The sequence below is a fragment of the Vibrio sp. 1-Bac 57 genome (assembly GCF_037546855.1).
In the GTDB taxonomy this organism is placed as follows: Bacteria; Pseudomonadota; Gammaproteobacteria; order Enterobacterales; family Psychromonadaceae; genus Psychromonas.
The window spans coordinates 124,755-147,203 of record NZ_JALAAC010000005.1; the positions used below are offsets into that span (position 1 = coordinate 124,755).

Annotated in this window: 21 protein-coding genes; 4 read left to right on the top strand and 17 right to left on the bottom strand. The window is 37.1% G+C overall.

Annotated elements, in window-relative coordinates; translation table 11 throughout:
• Window positions 1–207 precede the first annotated feature (207 nt).
• The 8 genes from rlmM to hemA all read right to left on the bottom strand — a co-directional run bounded on the left by rlmM (window position 208) and on the right by hemA (window position 7,271).
• On the bottom strand, window positions 208–1,293 hold the full coding sequence (gene rlmM / locus MT391_RS04965) for a 23S rRNA (cytidine(2498)-2'-O)-methyltransferase RlmM (protein ID WP_499497096.1): 1,086 nt from the start codon (window positions 1,291–1,293) through the stop codon (window positions 208–210).
• Between the two features lie 47 nt (window positions 1,294–1,340).
• On the bottom strand, window positions 1,341–1,745 hold the full coding sequence (locus tag MT391_RS04970) for a DUF423 domain-containing protein (protein ID WP_299663196.1): 405 nt from the start codon (window positions 1,743–1,745) through the stop codon (window positions 1,341–1,343).
• Window positions 1,746–1,753: 8 nt separating this feature from the next.
• Window positions 1,754–2,599: a 3-deoxy-8-phosphooctulonate synthase gene (gene kdsA / locus MT391_RS04975; RefSeq protein ID WP_166369137.1), complete on the bottom strand. Its 846-nt coding sequence runs from the start codon at window positions 2,597–2,599 to the stop codon at window positions 1,754–1,756.
• 93 nt (window positions 2,600–2,692) lie between these two features.
• Window positions 2,693–3,553 (bottom strand): SirB1 family protein, encoded by an 861-nt coding sequence (locus tag MT391_RS04980; RefSeq protein WP_346774317.1) that lies wholly within the window; start codon window positions 3,551–3,553, stop codon window positions 2,693–2,695.
• Window positions 3,554–3,556: 3 nt separating this feature from the next.
• Entirely contained in the window at window positions 3,557–3,943 is a 387-nt protein-coding gene (locus tag MT391_RS04985; protein ID WP_166369135.1) for a SirB2 family protein, read from the bottom strand.
• A 79-nt stretch (window positions 3,944–4,022) separates the two neighbouring features.
• Window positions 4,023–4,862 carry a peptide chain release factor N(5)-glutamine methyltransferase gene (gene prmC, locus MT391_RS04990; protein WP_499497097.1) on the bottom strand — a complete coding sequence of 280 codons (840 nt, stop codon included), beginning with the start codon at window positions 4,860–4,862 and terminating at the stop codon, window positions 4,023–4,025.
• On the bottom strand, window positions 4,863–5,954 hold the full coding sequence (gene prfA, locus MT391_RS04995; RefSeq protein ID WP_499497098.1) for a peptide chain release factor 1: 1,092 nt from the start codon (window positions 5,952–5,954) through the stop codon (window positions 4,863–4,865). It abuts the gene before it with no gap.
• Window positions 5,955–6,005: 51 nt separating this feature from the next.
• Entirely contained in the window at window positions 6,006–7,271 is a 1,266-nt protein-coding gene (hemA, locus tag MT391_RS05000) for a glutamyl-tRNA reductase (RefSeq protein WP_499440156.1), read from the bottom strand.
• 246 nt (window positions 7,272–7,517) lie between these two features.
• Between hemA and MT391_RS05005 the strand changes: the two genes are divergently transcribed.
• A complete protein-coding gene (locus MT391_RS05005; RefSeq protein WP_166369127.1) occupies window positions 7,518–7,940 on the top strand; it encodes an outer membrane protein assembly factor BamE in 423 nt (140 codons plus the stop codon).
• A 280-nt stretch (window positions 7,941–8,220) separates the two neighbouring features.
• Window positions 8,221–8,457 carry a TIGR02647 family protein gene (locus tag MT391_RS05010; RefSeq protein ID WP_028867728.1) on the top strand — a complete coding sequence of 79 codons (237 nt, stop codon included), beginning with the start codon at window positions 8,221–8,223 and terminating at the stop codon, window positions 8,455–8,457.
• A 290-nt stretch (window positions 8,458–8,747) separates the two neighbouring features.
• Here the strand turns inward: MT391_RS05010 and MT391_RS05015 are convergent, their stop codons facing one another.
• Window positions 8,748–9,380, bottom strand: a complete 633-nt coding sequence (locus tag MT391_RS05015) for an NAD(P)-dependent oxidoreductase (RefSeq protein WP_499497099.1) — start codon at window positions 9,378–9,380, stop codon at window positions 8,748–8,750.
• A gap of 112 nt (window positions 9,381–9,492) precedes the next feature.
• Here MT391_RS05015 and MT391_RS05020 point away from each other — a divergent pair, with 112 nt between their 5' ends.
• Window positions 9,493–10,398: a LysR family transcriptional regulator gene (locus MT391_RS05020; protein WP_499497100.1), complete on the top strand. Its 906-nt coding sequence runs from the start codon at window positions 9,493–9,495 to the stop codon at window positions 10,396–10,398.
• A 485-nt stretch (window positions 10,399–10,883) separates the two neighbouring features.
• Window positions 10,884–11,690 (top strand): exodeoxyribonuclease III, encoded by an 807-nt coding sequence (gene xthA, locus MT391_RS05025; RefSeq protein ID WP_499497101.1) that lies wholly within the window; start codon window positions 10,884–10,886, stop codon window positions 11,688–11,690.
• A 136-nt stretch (window positions 11,691–11,826) separates the two neighbouring features.
• On the opposite strand, the gene MT391_RS05030 is transcribed toward xthA, so the two are convergent.
• The 8 genes from MT391_RS05030 to MT391_RS05065 all read right to left on the bottom strand — a co-directional run bounded on the left by MT391_RS05030 (window position 11,827) and on the right by MT391_RS05065 (window position 22,448).
• A complete protein-coding gene (locus tag MT391_RS05030; protein WP_499497102.1) occupies window positions 11,827–12,537 on the bottom strand; it encodes a TIGR01621 family pseudouridine synthase in 711 nt (236 codons plus the stop codon).
• A 119-nt stretch (window positions 12,538–12,656) separates the two neighbouring features.
• Window positions 12,657–13,256, bottom strand: a complete 600-nt coding sequence (locus MT391_RS05035) for a UPF0149 family protein (protein WP_499497103.1) — start codon at window positions 13,254–13,256, stop codon at window positions 12,657–12,659.
• Between the two features lie 289 nt (window positions 13,257–13,545).
• Complete coding sequence (gene pfkA / locus MT391_RS05040) at window positions 13,546–14,508, bottom strand: 6-phosphofructokinase (RefSeq protein ID WP_166369115.1); 963 nt, start codon at window positions 14,506–14,508, stop codon at window positions 13,546–13,548.
• Window positions 14,509–15,203: 695 nt separating this feature from the next.
• Window positions 15,204–16,766: a SulP family inorganic anion transporter gene (locus MT391_RS05045; RefSeq protein ID WP_499497104.1), complete on the bottom strand. Its 1,563-nt coding sequence runs from the start codon at window positions 16,764–16,766 to the stop codon at window positions 15,204–15,206.
• A gap of 119 nt (window positions 16,767–16,885) precedes the next feature.
• Complete coding sequence (olsF, locus tag MT391_RS05050; protein WP_499497105.1) at window positions 16,886–18,613, bottom strand: bifunctional ornithine lipid synthase OlsF; 1,728 nt, start codon at window positions 18,611–18,613, stop codon at window positions 16,886–16,888.
• A gap of 205 nt (window positions 18,614–18,818) precedes the next feature.
• On the bottom strand, window positions 18,819–20,558 hold the full coding sequence (locus tag MT391_RS05055) for a polyamine aminopropyltransferase (RefSeq protein WP_499497106.1): 1,740 nt from the start codon (window positions 20,556–20,558) through the stop codon (window positions 18,819–18,821).
• Between the two features lie 36 nt (window positions 20,559–20,594).
• Window positions 20,595–21,494, bottom strand: coding sequence for a DUF350 domain-containing protein (locus tag MT391_RS05060; RefSeq protein WP_166369109.1), 900 nt, complete (start codon window positions 21,492–21,494; stop codon window positions 20,595–20,597).
• 9 nt (window positions 21,495–21,503) lie between these two features.
• Window positions 21,504–22,448, bottom strand: a complete 945-nt coding sequence (locus MT391_RS05065) for a hypothetical protein (protein WP_499497107.1) — start codon at window positions 22,446–22,448, stop codon at window positions 21,504–21,506.
• Between the last annotated feature and the right edge of the window lies 1 nt (window position 22,449).

The following is a 22,449-nucleotide window of genomic DNA, read 5'->3' on the forward strand; positions in this document are numbered from 1 at the left end:
TTTAATCACTATAATGGAATTTATAATAGGATATGTAGTGGCGACGTAAAGTACTAGATGTTATGTACTAGATGTAATGTACACTATGTAGTCGGCTATATAATAGGCAACATGTTTGTTAACGCAATGAGCATTTTAGCTCAATGAGTATAAGTGACTAAGATTGCTGATGCACAAATTAGTCACTCATTTAAAGCAAGAAAATGATTATAATGGACCGTAAATTTTATCCGTTAGGCGCACATGCACAGTTATCTCTTCTCGATCATGGTATAAATGCTTAGCTTGTAATTCATAGTTAAAACCAGCTTGATCAATCATATCAGTTAAGATTTTTAAATCGTCAGTAGCTTCTTGGTAACGTTGTTTCATGGGTAGCTTGAGATTAAAAATCGCCTCTTTACACCAACCATCAATCAACCATTGCGCCATTAATTTTGCTACACGTTTAGGCTTCTCAATCATGTCGCACACTAACCAGTGAATGTTTTTACGTTCTGGTTCAAATTTAAAACCATCTTCCATGTAGTGGGTCACCTGGCCAGTTTCCATTAAGCTATCGGCCATCGCCCCATTATCAACACAGCTAACGAACATACCACGTCTTACTAATTGATAAGTCCAACCACCGGGACATGCACCTAAGTCGACTGCGCGTAAACCAGAATGAGCACGTAAAGCTTGTTCTTCTTTAGTCAAGAAAGTTTGAAACGCTTCATCCAACTTCAATGTAGATCGACTTGGAGCTTCATTGGGGAATCTTAAACGAGTGATCCCCATATGTTCTTCGCTGCGATTATTGGGTAAAGAGTAGCCCACATAGGCAGTTTCATAATCCATAAAGCAAACGTGCGTACGTCGTTTTTTAAGGTTTTCTTTATTGGTCAGATTATTATGTTTTTTTAATGCTTGTCTAAAAGGCACAGTAAATTTACGACAAAAAGTAAGCAGAGGTTTTGTTTCATCACCTTCAGGGCATTCAACATAAACATCGCCGGCCATAGGTAATTGGCGAGTGATCGCTAAAATAGGCGTAATACGGTCTTCAGCAGGCAACTCATCTACTAATGCAACTGCCACAATCATCTGACGTGCAAAAATTAATTGCGCAAAGTTTAATTGCTCGGCTAATACTTCAACTTGTGATGAGTCATAGCAGTGATATAAAACAAAGCCACTGTTTTTCAGCGTTTTAATATAGCCAAAGACTTCAAGTTCACTAGCTTTAGCTTGAATTTCGTTGGCACAATCGTTTTCAAAACCTGGACGACAATATAATAAAATACCTAACATAGAACCTCTAACATAGAACCCTTGGTTTATTGTTCATAAATAAACCTTTATTTTTGTTTAAAAATCATAGAAATAATAATGGCTAGCCAGCCAAAAATCAGTAATAAACCACCGACAGGTGTAATTAACACCAGCAGCTTTGAACCTAAAAATACCAAGTAATACAAGCTTCCACTGAAGCATAAAGTGCCTAGCATAAAGCAATACTGACTTATTGTGAGTAAACGTTTAGAACCTGCCGGCAATGCAAACACACTACCTAACACCGCAATCAATAATAATATGATGGCATGGAATAACTGATATTGCGCAGCAAGTTGTACTTGTGACACTTGAGCAGGTGTTGCCCATAGCGCTAAACCATGGCTAGCATACGCTCCAAACATAACCGCCGTTGCACCCAAGAAGGCTGCAACGGCGATAAAAGTACGAGATTGTTTAGTTAATAACACAAGTGTTCTTATTCAGTGACTATTGGTGCTAAACTTTTTGCTAAATCATCCATTTGTTTCATTTGTGTTAGAAATGGCACTAGCTTATCTAGTGGTAGTGCACAAGGGCCATCACACTTAGCATTACTTGGATCAGGATGAGACTCAAGGAATAGACCAGCAATCCCCTGTGACATACCCGCTAAACCTAATTGTACCACTTGGCTTCTTCGGCCATCGGCACTATCACTGCGAGCACCTGGTTTTTGGAGAGAATGGGTAACATCAAAGATAACCGGATAACCGGTTTCTTTCATGGTGCTAAAACCTAACATATCTACCACTAGGTTATTATAACCAAAGCAACTACCACGTTCACAAAGAATGATTTTGTCGTTACCAGCTTCTTTAAATTTAGTAATAATATGCTGCATTTCATGTGGCGCTAAGAACTGTGCTTTTTTTACATTAATCACCGCATTTGTTTCTGCCATTGCTTGCACAAGGTCAGTTTGGCGACTTAAAAAAGCAGGTAATTGAATAACATCAACGACTTCAGCTACCGACTTAGCTTGATAAGGTTCGTGCACATCAGTAATAATTGGCACATTAAACGTAGATTTAATCTCTTCAAAAATACGTAAACCTTCTTCTAAACCAGGACCACGATAGCTATTGATCGATGAGCGATTTGCTTTATCAAAAGAGGCTTTAAAAACATAAGGGATATTCAACTTACTAGTTGCTTCCACGTAGGTTTCAACCATTTTCATCGCTAAATCACGAGACTCTAAAACATTCATTCCACCAAATAATACAAAAGGAAGGTCATTTGCAACGTCTATATTGCCTACTTTAATAATTTTCTGAGTCATTTTTTCTCTCTTGTTAGTTGTAACTTGCTATGCCAATTTTTGCAGTAGATTCATTATTGGGTAGCTAAGTATTCTCGATAAACCGGTGCGTGATTAATGAATTGTCTGAGCACTGTGCTCATCTGTCATTTGCTTAATTTGTTGTTTTAATAAATTAACAATCGGGTCTTCTGGGCACTGTTCTATAAAATAGGAGAAATCATTGCACGCTAATTGAAAACATTCTAGTTGCTGAAATAAGAAGCCTCGATCTCTTACTTCAAAAGCATCTTCGGGATCTAGGCGTAATAAAATATCACTACACAATAAGGCCAACTCGATATTTTCCGCTTGAATATAAGCCGCTTTCAAAACACTAATATAACGTTTTATAATCACTTCATTAGTATCTGCATTGAGCATTTCAGCAGTTAGTCGTGCATGATTACCCAACTGACCACGTACTTTTAGCTCTAGTTGCTTAAAGCTGACCAGTTCACCATTAAAGGGGTCAACATAAATAACATCGTGTTCTAATTCAACTTTTACAATGAACCCACTTGGAAAGCAGATCCCCTGCGCAGAAAAACCTGTCTCTTTTAGCATTTCAATCAATAAAATCCCTAAACTAATAGGAACCCCCTTACGACGTGCTAATACTTTAGAAACCAAGGCATTTTTAACTTCGAAAAATGCTTTCCAATCTCCGCTAAAACCTTGCTCTTGATAAAGTGTATTTAACAATAATTTTAACTTATTTAGACAGTTCGTTGTTTCATTCTTTATTTGTGATTTGATCACAATCATCTGTAAACGCATTGAATCTTGAAATTGTAAAATAGACTGACCAGTAATTTCAGATTCCACCATAGTCGCTAATTGCAAAAGCGAATATGCACTATAGTCAATACCCTCATGAATAATACTTGCAGTAAGAATGGGCTGTTCTATTGCATCTTGTTCATCTAATTCCACTTTTTACCCCACTAATAAAATGGCTTGTTTAGTGAATGCTAATTTCGCTATGTAGGCCAACCAACCGAAAGCACCAATAAACGCTAACCATTGAATATGTTTTTTAGTTTTTTCATTTAATGCGACTTGCACCATTGCAAAATAAGCGACAAAAGCAATGAGCTTTTCTAATAACCAATATCCACTTTCAACAAAAGGATTAAAGTGCAAAAGTCCCATTAACGCTAGTCCTAAAACGATAATTGTTAAATGAGTATGTAAATGAATTTTTTTGTAAACGGCTTTCTGTGCATTTGCATGCCCTGATTTTAGCCAAAAGAACCTTAAAATAAAGATAACTATAGCCAGTAAAATGAAAGTCATATGCGTGTGTTTTAAAATTGAGTACATCTTTATCCTAGAGGTAAGTCATTAAACTTACAGTTATTTTATTAATATTGTTCGAAAATACAAATTTATAATATGAACGTTAACTCGGTAAAAATCCTAACGTCACACGGTCGTTATTTGCGTAATCTTGTTCAGTTCGTATACCTGTAAAGCCATTTTCATGCAAAATGTGACTCACTAATTCAGCTTGTTCAAAACCATGCTCAAATAATAGGCAACCAGCGTTATTTAAATAATTTTTTGCCTGTTCGCAAATATGCCTTATATCAGATAAGCCCTGTTCATTAGCCACTAAAGCGGATAACGGTTCAAAACGCACGTCACCAAGGTGAAGGTGTTTATCATTAGCGTCAATATAAGGCGGATTACTAACAATCACGTCAAAACACTCATGCACATTTTCAAACCAATCGCTTTGGTATATTTGTACTTGTTTAAGCTCTAAATTATCTCGGTTTTCAGTGGCAAGTTTGACTGCCTGCTCACTAAAATCTACCGCTACGCAATGCGCTTTAGGTAATTCACTGGCGAGTGCAAGAATGATTGCTCCTGTGCCCGTACCCAAGTCCAATATATGCGCATCAAGGTAATTTTTTTCAAGTATTATATTAAGCGTAACCTCTACTAAGACTTCAGTATCTGGTCTCGGTATCAAGGTACTATTATTGACCTTTAACGGTAATGACCAAAACTCGCGCTGCCCGACTAAATGAGCAACGGGATGACCATTAACACGTTGTTCTATTAAAGATTCAAAATGTGCCTTTTGCTGTACACTTATATCGCGCTCGGGCCATGTTATTAAATAGAGAGTTTCTTTGCCAAGTACAAATGCTAACAATACTTGAGCATCCAAAAGTGCAGAATCACTATTTACAAGCGTGAACTCTGCCCATACCAAAGCATCATCAATACGCAATTAGAAATTACCTTGTGCCAATGCCGCTAATTTGTCTGCTTGGTCTTCTTGTAAAATAGGGCCAAGCAGTGCATCTAACTCACCTTCTAAGACTTCATTTAGACGATAAATAGTTAAGTTAATACGGTGGTCACTAACACGACCTTGCGGATAGTTATAAGTACGAATACGCTCACTTCGATCGCCACTGGCTACTAAGCTACGACGAATATCTTGCTCTTCCGCATTATTTTTTTCATCTTCAGCTTGTTGCAAGCGAGCCTGTAATACTGACATAGCTTGAGCACGATTTTTATGCTGCGAACGCTGATCTTGACACTCAACCACGGTCCCAGTGGGAATGTGCGTAATACGAATAGCAGAGTCAGTTTTATTAACGTGCTGACCACCTGCACCTGATGCTCGGAATGTATCAACTTTTAAATCAGCAGGATTAATTGAAATCGCTTCAGATTCTGGGATTTCAGGCATCACTACCACAGTACAAGCGGAAGTATGTATACGCCCCTGAGATTCGGTTTCAGGTACACGTTGTACACGATGACCGCCAGACTCAAATTTCATTAAACCGTAAGCACCTTCACCTTCGATTTGCATGATTACTTCTTTGTAACCACCCTGCTCACTGACGTTGCTATTCATGATCGTCACACGCCACTTTTTACTATCACAATGCTTACTGTACATACGGAACAAGTTACCCGCAAAAATAGCAGCTTCATCACCACCAGCTCCGGCACGGATCTCAACAAAACAGTTGCGATCATCGTTAGGATCTTTTGGTAATAATAAAATTTGTAACTGGTCAGCTAATTTTTCTACATTAGCCTTTGCTTCAACAACTTCGTCTTCCGCCATTTCGCGCATATCTTCATCATCGTCTTCTAACATAAGTTCAGCAGCGACGAGGTCTTGTTGTGCAGTTTGAAATGATTTAAAACACAGCACAACTTCTTCTAGCTGTGAATACTCTTTTGTTAACTCACGATATTTCTGTTGATTACTAATGGTATCAGGATCGCCTAACAGCGCTTGAACTTCTTCGTAACGTTCAACTAAAATTTCTAATTTTGCAACAATTGATGCTTTCATCTTTATCTCTTTTTATGAACAGGTAAGCAGTCGAGCTACTTAATATATTCTTTATAAATCATCTTTTTGGCTTAAACCCAATGTTACTCTGAGTAACTCTAAATCTTGTTCATTACCGGTCTGACTAACTGTAGTTAGTGCTTGACTAGGGTGATGAATCAGTTTATTGGTTAATTTAAACGCCAGTTCTTTTAATACTTTTTCGCTATCATTGCCATTCGCTAATGAAGTAATAGCACGTTGTAATAGTTCATCTCTTAATTGCTCACTGTTTTGACGATATAAACGAATAGTTTCAACCGCTTTTAAAGATTCTCTCCAAGCCATGAAAATATCAACACAGCCGACAATGATTTTTTCTGCTTCAATTGCGGCTTCGGCACGAGCTTGTTTGTTTTCTTCTATTATGCCCTGCAAATCATCCACACTATATAAATAAGCATCGTTTAATTCTGAGACTTGCTGCTCGATATCACGAGGTACCGCAATATCAATAAATAACATTGGTTGATGACGACGGTCTTTTAAAGCACTTTCCACCATACCTTTACCAATAATGGGCAAAGGGCTAGCCGTTGAAGAGATAATAATATCTGATTTAGATAAGTGATTAGGAATTTCACCCAGTGTGATTGCTTTGGCATCAAACTGTTCTACTAAATCCATGGCACGTTCTAGGGTACGGTTAGCAATAGTGATATTAGGCACTTCATGCTCAAGTAGATATTTACCTACTAGTTCAATGGTTTCACCGGCGCCAATTAATAAAACACGACTTTGTTTTAAATCACTAAATATTTGCCTTGCTAAACAGACCGCAGCAAAGGCCACAGAAATCGCATTTGCTCCAATTTGTGTTTCAGTACGCACTCGTTTAGCAACTCTAAAAGAATGTTGAAACCATTTGTTTAGTGTTTTACTGACCGCTTTGTATTGGCTAGCGGTAGCAAACTCTTGTTTGATCTGCCCTAATATTTGCGGCTCACCCAGCACCAATGAATCTAAGCCACTGGCAACACGAAATAAATGCGCTACGGCTTGCTGATCTTGATAGCAGTAAAAATTATCATTTAAGCTGTCAGTTTCAATACCATGGAACTGCGTTAACCAATGTAATATTGAACTGGGGTCTTCCTGCTCAAAATGACAATAGATTTCGCATCGATTACAGGTTGAGATAATGACCGCTTCCTTGACAAAGGGTTGAGCCAACAAATCAGCATAGGCAATAGATAAAGAATCAGGCGAAAAAGCAACCTTTTCTCTCAGCTCTACTGATGCAGTTTGATGATTAATTCCTAACGCAAATAATGGCATTTATATAATTCACAGAGTCAAAAAGATTGGGATAAAATAAAAGAGCTGAATTCTACGTAAATTTACAACAAATTTAAAGCTAACTCTGTTTCTAGCACCTAATTAGTCTTATTTTTAAACAATTACTTAACTTGTTCTGCTTGATAAAACAGAAACACAAAATTTCTTCGCTTATATTTTTACTTGTCTGCTGTGCTTGGGTATTATCTGCTTCATCATTTTCACCCTTTAACGATTGATGAGCCCATGAACATTAAAAAAATATTCGCTAGTATTATAGTTACCTTTTCGCTTTCAGGTTGTTCTTATTTGTACGATACCTTTGTTTACCAAATTGATGTAGTGCAAGGAAACTATATTGACAGTGAAAAACTAGCCAAAATTGAGATAGGCATGACACAGGAGCAAGTTATTTACGTTTTAGGCTCGCCGATGTTAATAGATCAGTTTGATTCATCAAAATGGTATTACATTCGTTATATCAAACCAGGCGGTGAAGACATTCAGCAATCAGAAATTTTACTTACTTTCAAAAATGGTCAATTAGTTGAAATCGTGAGTGACAATACCTCTGTTGAAAATCCATTAATTAAGAACCCTAAAACTAAAAATGCACCTAATGAAGCTGCGCAAAGTGATCAGACCGAAGTGCCTCTAACCTCAGAATAAATTTTATAATACGGTTAAAGTGTCACTAGAAAAAAGGAATGCCAAGGGCATTCCTTTTTTTATTGCATTATTATGAAAGTGAAATTAACAAACCTCATTTCGTAGCCATAAAACAGATTATATTCTCCATAGTAATATCTGTTTAAGTGCGCTAAATCACCTTTAATAACAGAATATTACAGAGAATTGATCTAGCCCATGTTCCCTTCGAGTAAATTTTGCTTTTTATATAACAGAGCATATGATGAAAGTTCCTTAATACAATAGAAGTGAATTAAAGATGATTAAAACTTACTCTGATACTTTTTTCGAAGAAATGAAATTACTTGCTAAGTTCCCACAAAAATCACAATTAGAAGGATTAAAAATTCACAAAGAAGCATCCCCGTCAGTTATCCAAGCCGCACAATCTCTTTTTGACAAAGGTCTCACTACGCAGCATGACGGAGGTTACTTAACCGACAGTGGTTTAGAAACAGCCGAGCATTTACACCATGTATTGATTGCGTTAAATTAATAAATCAATCAAATTGATGAACTCAGTTAATGAATTTACTTAAAATAACTAATTAAAAAAATTGGCTGATTAAAATAATCAGCCAATAGTTAATGTAACTTTGTATAGAATATACAGCGGACATTTAATTAGATAACTATTCTGCATTTTACAAATGCACTTCTATCAAATGTATTTTGACTCAACGTAGATTAAATAAATGTATTTTTTAATCATTGTACTTGATTAAATCTAGAGACTATTAAGCTCGTTTCAATATTGTTGGTACTGTTAAACTATCGATAAATAGATTAGTAAGCGATGCTCATATGTTGATTTAAATGCGCTGCATTTTCAGCTTCATCTACCATAGCAATCGCATAATCAGTCACTGATACTTTACTTTCACCATCGGTATTAGTAAAAAATGTGTTATCACCGATACGATATTTAGCTTCGCTATCGCCTGGATAAATAATCGCAGCCGGACTAACAAATGTCCATGATGCATTACTTTTACTGGCTTTGAACACATTTAATGCCTCTACTTGTGCTAATGCTTCTTGCTTATAATCTTCTGGAAATTCAGGTGATGAAACGAGTGTAACACCGGGTGCCACTTCTAAGCTTCCAGCACCGCCAACCCAAACGATGCGAATACTACTGCCATCAAGATCTGTCATCAAACGTTGTGCAGTTTCAGCCACTAGCTGGTGATTATCGTTAGTACGTCCACCGACAGAGACAATCACGACTTCAACATCACGTATCAAAGGTGTTATCTCTTGTTCGTTTTGTAAGTCAAACGAGACAACACTAGTTTTTGAATTACTGATTTTTGTCGGATCACGTACAAGACTAACCACCTCATGACCACGCTTTACAGCTTGCTCCATAATGTGACTACCAATCCAACCCGTTGCACCTAATATTGCTAATTTCATTTTATGTTCCTTCTTTCATGTTTACTGTTGAGCGAGTAAAAACAGTTTACTTGTTCAATTTAAAATGATAAATATTGAATTAAGATGCATATTGTTTCTAAATAGGATGCTAATGGATAAGATAACGGCAATAAATAGCTTCATCGAAGTTGCTCGAACAGGCAGCTTTACTAAAGCAGCTGAACATTTATCTTTAAGTCGCCTACAGGTAAGCCGCCATGTACAAGAAATAGAACAATGGTTATCACTTCGATTATTTCATCGCACTACACGTAAAGTAAGTCTAACGTTACAAGGAGAAGAAGCTTTACTGTATTGCCAACAAATAATCAGCACGGTTTCAGACATGCAGAGTCGTGCTCATAGCCATAATAATGAGCTAGTGGGGACAATACGAGTTGCATCACCCATTGGGCTTGGGCAAACGTTGCTTTTTGATAAAGTTGCAGCATTTTTAACATTACACCCTAATACAAACATTCAACTTATTCTGTCTGATAACCTGTCACAGTTAGTTGATGAGCGTGTCGATGTTGCGCTTCGTTATATGCAACAGCCCGATGAGCAACTTATTGTTCGCAAATTGATGCACATCGACAGTGTATTATGTGCTTCAAGCCTTTATTTAAAAAATTCTTCGGCATTAAAAATTCCGCAAGACTTAATCACTCATAACTGTTTGGTACATAGCAGTGCCACTAAATGGCGGATTACATCTTCCAACAGTGATCAAGAAATAACGGTCAAGGGGAACTTGCAATGTAATGAAATGGGCGTCCTGATTAATGCAACGCTCAGAGGTATGGGCATTGCTAATATTCCGTGTGATTTAGCAAATACCTATTTACAAAGCGGAGAACTAGTTGAAGTGCTACCTGACTATTATTCTCCCGGCCATAACTTATGGGCCGTTTACCTTTCTCGTAATTATCAACAATCGGTCGTGCGTGCTTTTATCGACTTTTTAGCAACACACTGGCAACAAGATATTCATAAATTTACTGGAACCATCTCCTAAGCATAATCACCCCATAAACGGCACTGTTATAATTATTACAATTGTGAGTAGCTATACCCATGCTACCTCTAGATGCAAAGTCAGCAAGGCAAATTGTACCGAGATGCTAGGCATAAAATTGAAGTATAGTTATTCTACATAGAGATTTTATAACAACGCAGATTGGTACAAGTTGCCTTGCCCTGAGGGGCGCAACCTCGAAAATCAGCCCTGCGTTGCAACAATCAAAAAGGGAATAACCATTACCTCATGTTGCGCCTTGCTCTGGTATCCGAGGTTTCGCCTGACAAAGCATATTGAGGTAGCATGGGTATATACAAAGAATGTAAAAGATTAGTATTTAAAAAGCCCCCAACCAATAGCGACTAATATTTATATAAAGCCAGTTAAATAAGCTGCGTAGGCTTTAATTATTATTACTCGGTTGAGTAAATAAGCACAACAAGGTACATTCAGCCTTTCGATTCTGTAAAGGCTATTATTTTATGAAAGTTATCTCCTTCAATATTAACGGGCTACGTGCACGTCTACATCAATTACAAGCAATTATCGATAAACATCAACCTGATGTGATCGGTTTGCAAGAAATCAAAGTGCACAATGATGCATTTCCAATTGAAGCAGTAGAAGCAATGGGTTACCACGTATACTTTCATGGACAAAAAGCCCATTACGGCGTTGCAATGTTATGCAAACAAAAACCAAGCTCAGTTCAGTATGGCTTTCCTAGCGATAACGAAGAACATCAAAAACGCATGATCATGGTCACCGTGGCAGATGAAGATGGTCAGCCAGTACATATTTTGAATGGTTACTTCCCACAGGGTGAAAACCAAACCCATGAGACTAAATATCCTTATAAACGCCAGTTTTATAAGGATTTAAATACTTATTTACATGAAAACCATAATGCCGATGAACAGGTCATTGTGATGGGTGATATCAATATATCTCCGCTAGATTTAGATATCGGGATCGGTGAAGTCAATGCTAAACGTTGGTTACAAACAAAAAAATGTAGCTTCTTACCGGAAGAGCGTGAATGGTTAGCCACATTAATGGACTTTGGTTTCATAGATACTTTCCGCTTATTGCACCCGGAAGAAAATGAGAAATTCAGTTGGTTCGATTATCGCTCTCGCGGTTTTGATGACAATCGAGGTTTACGCATCGATGTCGTATTAGCAACACACTCATTAGCAGAAAAGACGATAGAAGCCGATATAGATTATGAACTAAGAGGTATTGATAAACCTTCTGATCATGCACCTATTTGGACGGAATTTGCTTAACTCGGAACATTAAATCACCTTTCAATGAATAGTGATCAACATGCTGTTGGTCACTATTATAGTTATTATCATTGAAGAGGCAAAAATCATTCAATGAAATCCTGTAAATATTTCTAAAAACTTCTCATAAAACGAATTAAAGTTTAGGCCAATGTAAGCCGTCACAGTTACCCAGTTCTAATAGTTTTTGCTGACAAGCATCTGATAGAAATTCTACTCCCGATTCTGGCATTACACTAAATTGATGATCTTGCCCTAGATAATTAAACTGAATTTGATAAGCATGTAAATACCCTCTGTCGTATTGATGCGCGGTTTCCGTAGCATAAATAGGATCGCCACAAATAGCACTACCAACACTTTTTAATGCCACTCGAATTTGATGCGTTTTACCGGTTTTAGGTTTCACAATAAATAACCGCTTACCTTCACCTAGGGCATAACTAAAAAACTGTGTGATAGCAAGGTTATCTTGATTACGTGTCAGTTTCCACATCGAGCGACGCGATTTCTCCATACCACCTTTAATTAGCCCCTGTGTTTTTTTAGGCTTCTTATCTGCAATAGCAAGGTAATACTTTTGAACCTGCTGTGCTTTGAATAATTCAGACAGACCATTCGCTACCTGCGATGATTTTGCCAATAACAATAGTCCAGAAGTCATCTTATCCAAACGATGTACGCTATACAGCTTTATATTCAAAAACTTTTCTACTGCAACAACAACACCAAATTCACCATCTTCACTATGAAAGTTAATACCCGGTTGCTTATTAATGACAACAAAGTGTTCATTTTCTGACACTAATGAAAAGTACTCATTTTCTGTTTTACTCTGTGCAATCATTGCTAGCTCCAAGCGTTAAATAGCTTATTATTGTTGGCCTGTATTAGTGTGGCCTCACTTATAAGCTAAATTGCTTACTTTTTATTAATAACTACTAACTTATAATCTGAATCCAAGAATTACTGCTGATCTGTATTTGTTGAAGCTGCACTATAGGCTAAATTGCTTATCAGCTGTGGTAGTATTTTTACTATTTCAGCAACATCAGGTAATTGCTCAAAAACTTCTATCAGTGCCGGATCAATGGTTTCACTTGGAGCCATTTTTGTTAACAGTAAAATAGTTGTTTGTAGTAAGTTTTGCGCCTCAGGATCATCTTCAAGCATTAACCATTGTGCATTAAACAATTCAATGGCGGCTAAAAATCCTGCTGAAAAAAAGTGAGCATCATTACTTAATGTTTGATCTCTTCGGATCCAGGAATCACAATCCAGTGCATTTAACGGAGTCGCTTGTTCGTATAAACGTTCCAGTTCAGCAACCAGTTTCAATACATTATTTGCAAATTCAGCCGCTTGAAGTTCATTTTCAAAACTAATGTCAGCCCCCTCTTGCCATAAATATGCTAACCACTGCTCAAGATCCACTATTTCGGGTATTGCTTGAACGCTACATATAAAACCAAGCTGATAATAGGAGGGATGAAGTTGCTGTGACTGTTGGCAGTTTTCGTTGTAATCAATGAATTCTTTAAAAATGCAGATTTTATGATCGGACATAGTTATTCCTATTATACTTTCTATTGTTATCGTTATTATATTAAATAAGGGTTGTAAGCTTCACGAAGGAAAAATGGCTTAGTTCAAGGTTAAATCGATGTGAAAATATTTTATGCTATATAAACAAAAACTTACAACGAAGCACTAAGTTATTTTAACAAAAAAATAGGTTATTTATTGAATGTGACGAGTCTCATTAATATTGACAAAAAAAAGCCTACTCGAAGGTAGGCTTAGCCGATCACTTAAATCTTACCGATGATTTAGTCTTATGTTTTAGTATTATGTTTTAGTATAATATTTTTGATAAGTCGTATAAATCTTGGCGGAATGGGCGTTGCATTGTTTGTAAACACTCAGCAATATCATGGTGAACCATTTGACCATTCTTAATACCGATACAGCGTGCGCTTTGTCCTTCTTTTAATAATTCAACAGCGTATGAACCCATACGACTTGCTAAAATACGGTCAAAGGCCATTGGCGCCCCACCACGTTGTAAGTGGCCTAAAATAGTCGCGCGTGTTTCACGCTTAGTTCTTTCTTGAATACGTTTAGCTAGCGCATTAACATCGGTGATATGCTCGGTAATAGCAATAATCGCATGTTTTTTGCCTTTTTCTTCACCAACTCGTAACTGTTCAATCAAACCTTCTTCATCGAAGTCTTTTTCAGGAACAATCACATACTCGCTACCACCAGCGACAGCAGCCCATAGTGTTAGGTCACCACAATGACGGCCCATGATTTCAACAATTGAAATACGGTTATGTGAAGAAGAAGTATCACGTAGACGGTCAACCGCTTCTACGATTGTATTTAAACAAGTCATAAAACCAATAGTGTAATCAGTACCTGCGATATCGTTATCGATAGTCCCAGGAACACCAATACATGGGAAGCCCATTTCGCTTAATTTCAACGCACCCATGTATGAACCATCACCACCGATTACGATCAAAGCCTCAATACCATGTTTTTCTAATTGTTTAATCGCTTCTTTACGAACACTTTCTTCTTTAAATTCAGGGAAACGAGCTGAACCTAGAAATGTACCACCTCGGTTAATAATATCTGAAACTGAATAACGGTCTAATTGTTCAATTTTACCTGCATGCAGTCCTGCATAACCATCGTAAATACCAAAAACTTCAATACCGTGTGAAAGACAAGTACGCGTTACTGCACGTATTGCAGAGTTCATACCTGGCGCATCGCCACCACTTGTTAAAACACCAATTTTTTTAATCACAATTTACCTCAACCAATTACACTAATTGACAAATAATATAAAACTACGTTATTACGACTTATGAATAATTTCAGTTAATGATTATTGTCTATAAAATTAAAACTTTTATTATTTTAACTCAACTTATATGCAGTTTTCTATAAATAATATAGACATCAAAAATCACTGCGTACTTTGAATGGTTAAAATAGCTATTTTTTAATCATTGGTTTTTCATGTAAACAACCGATGACACTCTGAACGGTAAGCATACAATAACTGTGACGACTACAATAACAATATTATAAAGATTCTCACTAAAAAGATGTTTATTTATTATTTTATTAACATCTTAATTTTTACTACAAATCTTTTTTAATGGTCACAAAATTGTAACCTTTACAGGTTATTGTACTTACTAACTAAAAGGAGAAGAAAATGAAAAATAGAAAGAAAACATTTCGAAATAAACACATATGGTTTTCAGTTTGGAATCCAAAATCCACACAACTCAGTCCTAAATGTGATGCAGACTACCGTCCTACCCGCCAATCAAACCGCTAAAACAAGCTGAAAAATAGTTTCATATATTATAAAAGAATCAAACCATCAAACAAAAAAGCAGGCGATTATCCTGCTTAATACCCTACACCTTAAATACTAACCCTTCATCTGAATGTTAACGGTTAGTATATCAATAAGGTTTATATAACCACTTAACCCAGTTGGTCTGATGCAACCGCATAAGATGGATCTTCAATTACATTCATTTCTACTAATACGCCCGCTTTGTTTAATAGCTTGCGACAATCTTTACTTAGATGACGAATATGTAATTTTTTACCTTCTTTAGTATAGCGCCCGTTTAACACACTAATCGCTTCGATAGCTGAATGGTCAACAACGCGACACTCTGCAAAATCAACAATGACGTGGCGAGGATCATCTTTCACGTCAAATAACTCTAAAAAGTTGCTAACAGAACCAAAGAATAAAGGACCGTTAATACGGTAAGATTTTTCATTGCCGTCTTCACTCACTTCAATCTTCGAATGGATATGACGCGCATGTTCCCATGCAAATACTAAAGCAGAAACAATCACACCAATAAATACAGCAATCGCAAGGTCAGTAACAACGGTAACACCACTTACTAACACAATAACAAATGCATCTTTAATCGGTACATTACGCATCATCTTGAATGAAGCCCATTCAAAAGTGCCTAGTACTACGATAAACATAACCCCCACTAAAGCAGCTAATGGCACGATTTCAATCAGGCCTGACGCAAACAAAATGAAAGCAAGTAATGCCAAAGCAGCAGTAACACCCGACAAACGACCACGACCACCGGAGTTAATATTGATCATTGATTGTCCAATCATGGCACAACCACCCATACCACCAAACAAGCCGTTGACCATGTTAGAAGCACCTTGTGCAACACATTCTTTATTAGGTCGACCACGCGTACCTGTCATTTCATCAACCACGGTTAATGTTAACAATGATTCAATTAGTCCAACCGCGGCTAAAATTAACGCGTAAGGTAATATGATTTGTAATGTTTCTAAATTAAATGGCACAGCAGGAATGGCAAAGGTAGGTAAAGATCCAGCAATGGTTGCATTTTCATCGCCACTCATACTTTGCAGGTAATCCAGTACCGTACGAGTATCTAATGCAGGTACAAAATAAACCAATAATGTCACCACTACAATTGCAACTAAGGTAGAAGGTACTGCATTAGTTAATTTTGGTAAAAAATGAATAATTGCCATGGTTAAAATAATTAAACCCAGCATTACATATAATGCTTCGCCTTGTAACCAGCTTAGGTTACCACTTGCATCTTTGACCTTAAACTGCCCAAGTTGAGCTAAGAAAATAACAATCGCTAATCCATTAACAAAACCTATCATTACCGAGTGTGGCACCATGCGGATAAATTTACCCAAATGAAATGCACCAAATAAGATTTGTAATAAACCTGTTAATAAGACAGCTGCAAATAAGTATTGCAGTCCATGTTCGCTCACTAGTGCAACCATTACTACGGCCATTGCACCTGTTGCGCCAGAAATCATACCAGGGCGACCACCAAATATAGCAGTAATTAATCCCACCATAAATGCGGCATATAAACCAACCATAGGTTCAACACCAGCCACAAAGGCAAAGGCTACTGCTTCAGGTACCAGTGCTAATGCAACGGTTAAACCTGAAAGCACATCATTTTTAATACTGCTTTTATTCATTTGGGGAAATTCGAACACCGATTAGTTCCTTGTAAGGGCAAATATAGGGCGCGTATTATAGCGTCCATTGAGGTGAACAGCAAAACAAACAAAATTTATAAGAAAATTTATTATTTTTTAGCGTTACTTTTTTAGCGCTACTTTAGGTGAATATCGATATATCGTTGCTGCTTTTTTTGTTTTAAATAACTTAAATCCACTACCACTAAACCATCAACACAGTGGTTAAAGTCCGGATCAATATTAAAATCAACAAACTGAACACCTCCTTCATTACAAAGTTCAGTATATTGTTTATAAAGTGTCGGTACGCTAACACCCAGATCATGCATCATGGTTTTTAACTTCATAAAGTCCTTTGTATAATTTTCTCCAGTGAAATACTTACATAACTCATTATCTAATTCATCTGATATTAAATAACCATTACGTGCACTTGCTAATGTACCCTGCGCAGGAAAATATAACTGATAAAAATAAACAAGGTAAGCATGAGCAGCCCTAGGTAAAGTAGCACTTAAAGAAACAGCTCCAAATAAGTAACGTATATCCGGATTCATGGCTAAATAAGCACCAATCCCCTGCCATAAAGATTCTAAACTGCGCTTTCCCCAATACTTAGGTTGTACAAAACTACGCCCTAACTCAATACCTCGCTCAAATATGGGATGCATATCAGACTCATATTGAAATAGTTTATGACTGTATAGTCCATCTAATCCCTGCGTAGTGAGTAATTTTGATGTCTTAGCAAAACGATAAGCACCAACTAACTCAAGCTGTGTTTGGTCCCATAGAATAATGTGCATATATTCTAGATCGTATTTATCTACATCACGTTTTTTACCCGTCCCCTCTCCAACAGCCCGAAAAGTTATTTCACGGCATCGACCTAATTCTTTTAATAGCACGCCCTGTTGTGGGTTTTCTAGTAAATATATACATTTATTATCCGACGTATTACCTAGCAGTTTACATTTTTCAATTGCTTGCTTTAAATCAACTCTCGGGACAGGGTGTGCAATCACCGATTCTGTCTTGAAATAACTAACTTTACCTTTAGCTACTCTGGAGACCTCATTTTGTAACAAGTTTACTTTTACCTGAGTTGATAACTTATTTTTAGCATAGCTATTGAAAGGAATTAATTTACCTATACTTACCAGGATGCTTTGTTGGTTATGGTTAAACATCTCCTGTACTAATAACAGACTTGCAAGTGGTTTATAAAAAAACGAAGACGCATAGAATGTCCATGAATTTCTTGCTTTTATATGTATCGGTAGGATCGGTGCTTTAGCACGTAAAGCTATTTTTAAGAAACCTTTATGCCAAGTACAATCTTTAATACCTTTGGCTGTAAAACGAGAAACTTCACCGGCAGGAAAGATGATCACTGCACCATCACAGGAAAGGAAATCATGAATATTTAATAAATCTTGTTTTGCCGTATTACCCGAAAAGTTATTAACCGGTAGTAATAACTCATGTAACGCAGATATTTCCATTAACAGTTCATTGGCCACCACTTTTACATCACTACGCAGCTTCCTAATTAAGTGCAACAATGCCAAACCATCTAGGGTGCCAATAGGATGATTAGATACAATAACAACACGCCCTGTGACTGGTATCCGCTCAATTTGCCTGTCAATCGTGGCAAAACTAAAATCAAAATGTTCGAGGGTTTTTTCTATCAAATCAAAACCACGTAGGTTGGGATAACAATCTGCGAAGTGAATAAATTCCTTTTCATGAAGCAGTTTTTTGCAAACAGAACTGAGTAGCTTATGTTTTAAGGTATTTTCTTGTAACAGTGGAAAATATTTTTTTAAAATTTGTTGGCTTGAAATCATCTTAGTCATACCTCTTATCTCAGCGTTTTTTATGCTTTTAAATTAAGATAAGTAATAACGATGACAGTTAGGTTGCAAAAATAAGACGTATTTATGACGTATAAAAATACAAATACAAAAACTTCGGGTTTATATTTTAAGTTTTATAGGCTTCAAGGTTTAAAGACTTTGTGGTTTGTTGATCTTTCAATTGATGAAAGATCAATTAATCTATTTAATGAGAAAATTCAGTTTCAACTTCCCACGCTTGTTGATGGTATTGATAAAGCGCATTACTGCCTAGATAATTAACCTTGATGTTATCTTTATCTACATAGAAATCTTTATTAAAAACAAATGACCCCGTTAATAACGGCAACGTTAACCACTTTGTTGGAACATCAATATCATTGAATGCAGATAATCGTTGTAAAGGAGGCAACCCAGTTTTACTTGCAATGGTCCAACCCCACTCACCAAATGATGGAACATTTTGATGGTATTGTTGGGTTTGATAACCAGCCTTTTGTAATGTTTTACCGATTGAGATAAAAGCTGATTTTGCATGAAATGGGGATGTTGATTGGATAACTATCGTCCCGTCACCATTTAATAAATGCTGTAAGCGATAATAAAAATTAACACTATACAATTTATTCAAATCTGGATGGCTTGGATCCGGTAAATCGACAATAATCGTATCAAAACTTATGTTGGCAGCTAATAGCTTATCAATAGCAATAAAAGCATCATCGTGAATCACTTCAACCTCGGGTTGATTAAAACTATTTTGTGTTAATGCTTTAATTTTATTGCTTAAATGTGCAGGTAAAAATTTTTCAGGTTGTTTAAATAAGGCTACTAAATTAGGGTCAAGATCAATTAAAATGACCTTCTTAGGGTACCATTTTTGTACTTCTCTTAAAGCAAGCCCATCACCTCCCCCAATGATTAATACTTTATCGTGGCGGGCTGATGCTTGCATTGCAGGATGTACTAAAAATTCGTGATAAATATGCTCATCTAGACTCGAAAACTGCAATCGACCATTAATATAAAAATTATAAATAGGTTCATAACCGCCACCAAGTAGACGCTCAGTAAATACTAGATTCTGATAGGGAGTCTGCGTTTGATAAACTACTTTATCCAAATACAACATATTCTGCATCTGCTTTTGCCAATGTCCACCAGAAACAAAAATTAATACAATTAACAGCCCTAATAGAACGTGCCCTAACACCAGCTTAACTTTAAAACGAAGATAAGTTCTGAAGCGAACTAAGAAGATAAAGCCTGCGATCAGGTTTAAAGACGCAGTTAATGCCGCTGCTTGGCTGATTTCTATTTTCAGCATGAACAACACCCAGATAGCAGCCCCTATCCCTGCACCAATATAGTCTGCACCATAAATAGTCCCTGCATTATGGGCGAGATGATGACCATAAACGGTCTCTCGAATACGAGCGATTAGTGGGATTTCCATACCAATTAAAAAGCCAAGAACAAATGCAAAAAAGTAAGGTAGCTGCAGGCTTACCCAACTTAGCGTTGATAGAAAATCGCCATTCACTAATACATCATTAGGTATTTGATAGGTATCAGCGATAATTTGTGGCAAGGTTTGACTAAAACCAATCACCGAAGCAATTAACAAAGTTGCACTACAACCGATCAATGCAACGGTTAACTCTAATACCACAAATCCTTGAAATGCATCCTTTATTCTTTTTGCTGCAAAAGCCCCTAAGCCCATGGACACAATCATGATCCCAATGATTGCATAAATAACCGTTTCAACACTGCCTAAAATGCGCGCTGAATAATGGGATAAAAGGTATTCGTAAATCAAACCACAGCAGGCTAAGGTCGCCATGATTAAAATTAATAGTGTATCGTCAACAAGGAGTTTTATTTTGTTATTTTTGTCAGCATTTAAGGACATAGATTGATATTCGCTTATAAAAAAGGCCATCTTAAAGATGGCCTGAACGATTTAGGAGACTGTAAATTACGACATTAATGCCATTAGTAATAAAGCAATAGAAAATGAGGTTGTTAACTCAATCGTTGCAACACCGATATTTTGCTGATCTTCAACTTCTTGTCGACGGTCAATGCCCCATAACACTAATAATTTAGCAACGGTTGTTAACAGAGTTAATAGCACCATTAATACCACACTGATCACGACCCACTGTGCTAGCCCTAACCATAATTCGTCGATATTAAATTCAATAAAGTAACTGGCTGCCGTAACTGACATTGCCGTAGAGATTAAATAGCCGCTGTAGCGAATGGATAATGCAAGATGCTCATTCACTAATGCAGTTTGAAAGGTAATACCGTTGTTTTTCGAGTACTTCCATTCAAAAATACGCGTAATGATCACTAGCATTACCTGTGACACTATCCACACGCACGTTAATGCAATAAAGGTATCAACACTGATCCCTTCTACCCAAATAATGGCAGCACGCACCACAATAGCCGTTGCAATAGCAGAAGCAGCATCAACTAAACCAACAGCAATATTTCGATTACCGATCAAATCTTGTTTATTAAAAGAAGGTAAGGCAAATTTATCGTGAATATAGCGGCCTGCTTTAATCAAGATTAATGCCGCTATTCCGTAGCTGAGCATACCAATTAACTCTATTTTATAAGAGCCTGCCACTTCGCCAGTAATTGCACCACTTAGTGCGATGCCCATAGCCGCGACACCGCCAGCCATACTAATACCAAATGCAAAGTTGTCCTTGGTAGCCAGTTCATCAGTGGTATCTAACTTATTGAATAGACCCATCATATAACGGATACAGCCGAGGAAAAGCATCGCGACTGCCATATCAATAGCTAAGTAACCTATTAGGGAACTATTGTTTTCCAATGTTGTAATTAACTCATTCATATCAATACCTTATTTACCGCGACTAACGCCGCGTGACGTGGTCGATTTACTATTTCTAAAGCTACTACTGCCAGTACTGGTAGACTTTTGCTTAGAATAACTAGACTTAGATGCAAAACTTGGGGCTTTTTGTGCTTTTTTACTCGCTGTAGACATCCGACTCGCGCCCGTTTTTGATTTGGCATAAGGGCTATTAAAACCGCCTTTATTGGCAAACTGTTTTTTAGTTCGTTGTGCTAAATCATTTTGAGACTGTTTTTGTTGTGGTGAGGTATAACGTTGGCGACCAACATCATTGTAATAACTATAATCACGTCGAGATGACCAGTTATGGTAACCAATCGGACGAGGGGAAATAGCAGAAAACAGAGAGTACGCAGCGTACCATTGCCAAAATGAACCGCCACTACTGTTTGTTTGCCACTGCCCGTAACTTGGATTACCTACTAACTGACTCCCCGCCCCATTATTTTCTGCCGCGTTCGCTTGCAAACTTTGTGCTTGGCTGATGGCATTAACACGCGCTAGCTTTCCTTCAGACATATCTGCGATTACATTGATTGGATCTGACAATGCATCACTGAACAAGTTAGGGTCGGACGCTTCTATTAAGGTATCACTTTCTGACAACTGTGCATCAATATCACCCAATAATTCAGGCTTTGATTGCAACGTAGACAAACGATGACTCAATGAATAATACATTGGTCCAGATCGGTTAGCATCCTTAGATAGCTCAGTAACTAAGGGTTTAAGTGACGGTTTTTGTGCTGCGAGTAACTGAGCGTATTGTTGTAAAATAATCGCATTACGGACACGCCCGGCATCTAAGTCTGAGCCTAGATTCTCGATCAAATAATCAGCGGTTTTAATATTTGCTTGTAAACGATCATCTCGCTCATCACCACAAGCGATTAATAACCAACTCACACAGCAGATAATAAAAATACGCATA

Bases quoted from the DNA above. Each gene is read 5' to 3' on its own strand.
- rlmM (WP_499497096.1), bottom strand. From the start codon at position 1,293: ATGTTAGGTATTTTATTATATTGTCGTCCAGGTTTTGAAAACGATTGT.
- kdsA (WP_166369137.1), bottom strand. From the start codon at position 2,599: ATGACTCAGAAAATTATTAAAGTAGGCAATATAGACGTTGCAAATGAC.
- MT391_RS04985 (WP_166369135.1), bottom strand. From the start codon at position 3,943: ATGTACTCAATTTTAAAACACACGCATATGACTTTCATTTTACTGGCT.
- prfA (WP_499497098.1), bottom strand. From the start codon at position 5,954: ATGAAAGCATCAATTGTTGCAAAATTAGAAATTTTAGTTGAACGTTAC.
- hemA (WP_499440156.1), bottom strand. From the start codon at position 7,271: ATGCCATTATTTGCGTTAGGAATTAATCATCAAACTGCATCAGTAGAG.
- MT391_RS05005 (WP_166369127.1), top strand. From the start codon at position 7,518: ATGAACATTAAAAAAATATTCGCTAGTATTATAGTTACCTTTTCGCTT.
- MT391_RS05010 (WP_028867728.1), top strand. From the start codon at position 8,221: ATGATTAAAACTTACTCTGATACTTTTTTCGAAGAAATGAAATTACTT.
- MT391_RS05015 (WP_499497099.1), bottom strand. From the start codon at position 9,380: ATGAAATTAGCAATATTAGGTGCAACGGGTTGGATTGGTAGTCACATT.
- MT391_RS05020 (WP_499497100.1), top strand. From the start codon at position 9,493: ATGGATAAGATAACGGCAATAAATAGCTTCATCGAAGTTGCTCGAACA.
- xthA (WP_499497101.1), top strand. From the start codon at position 10,884: ATGAAAGTTATCTCCTTCAATATTAACGGGCTACGTGCACGTCTACAT.
- MT391_RS05030 (WP_499497102.1), bottom strand. From the start codon at position 12,537: ATGATTGCACAGAGTAAAACAGAAAATGAGTACTTTTCATTAGTGTCA.
- MT391_RS05035 (WP_499497103.1), bottom strand. From the start codon at position 13,256: ATGTCCGATCATAAAATCTGCATTTTTAAAGAATTCATTGATTACAAC.
- olsF (WP_499497105.1), bottom strand. From the start codon at position 18,613: ATGACTAAGATGATTTCAAGCCAACAAATTTTAAAAAAATATTTTCCA.
- MT391_RS05055 (WP_499497106.1), bottom strand. From the start codon at position 20,558: ATGGCCTTTTTTATAAGCGAATATCAATCTATGTCCTTAAATGCTGAC.
- MT391_RS05060 (WP_166369109.1), bottom strand. From the start codon at position 21,494: ATGAATGAGTTAATTACAACATTGGAAAACAATAGTTCCCTAATAGGT.
- MT391_RS05065 (WP_499497107.1), bottom strand. From the start codon at position 22,448: ATGCGTATTTTTATTATCTGCTGTGTGAGTTGGTTATTAATCGCTTGT.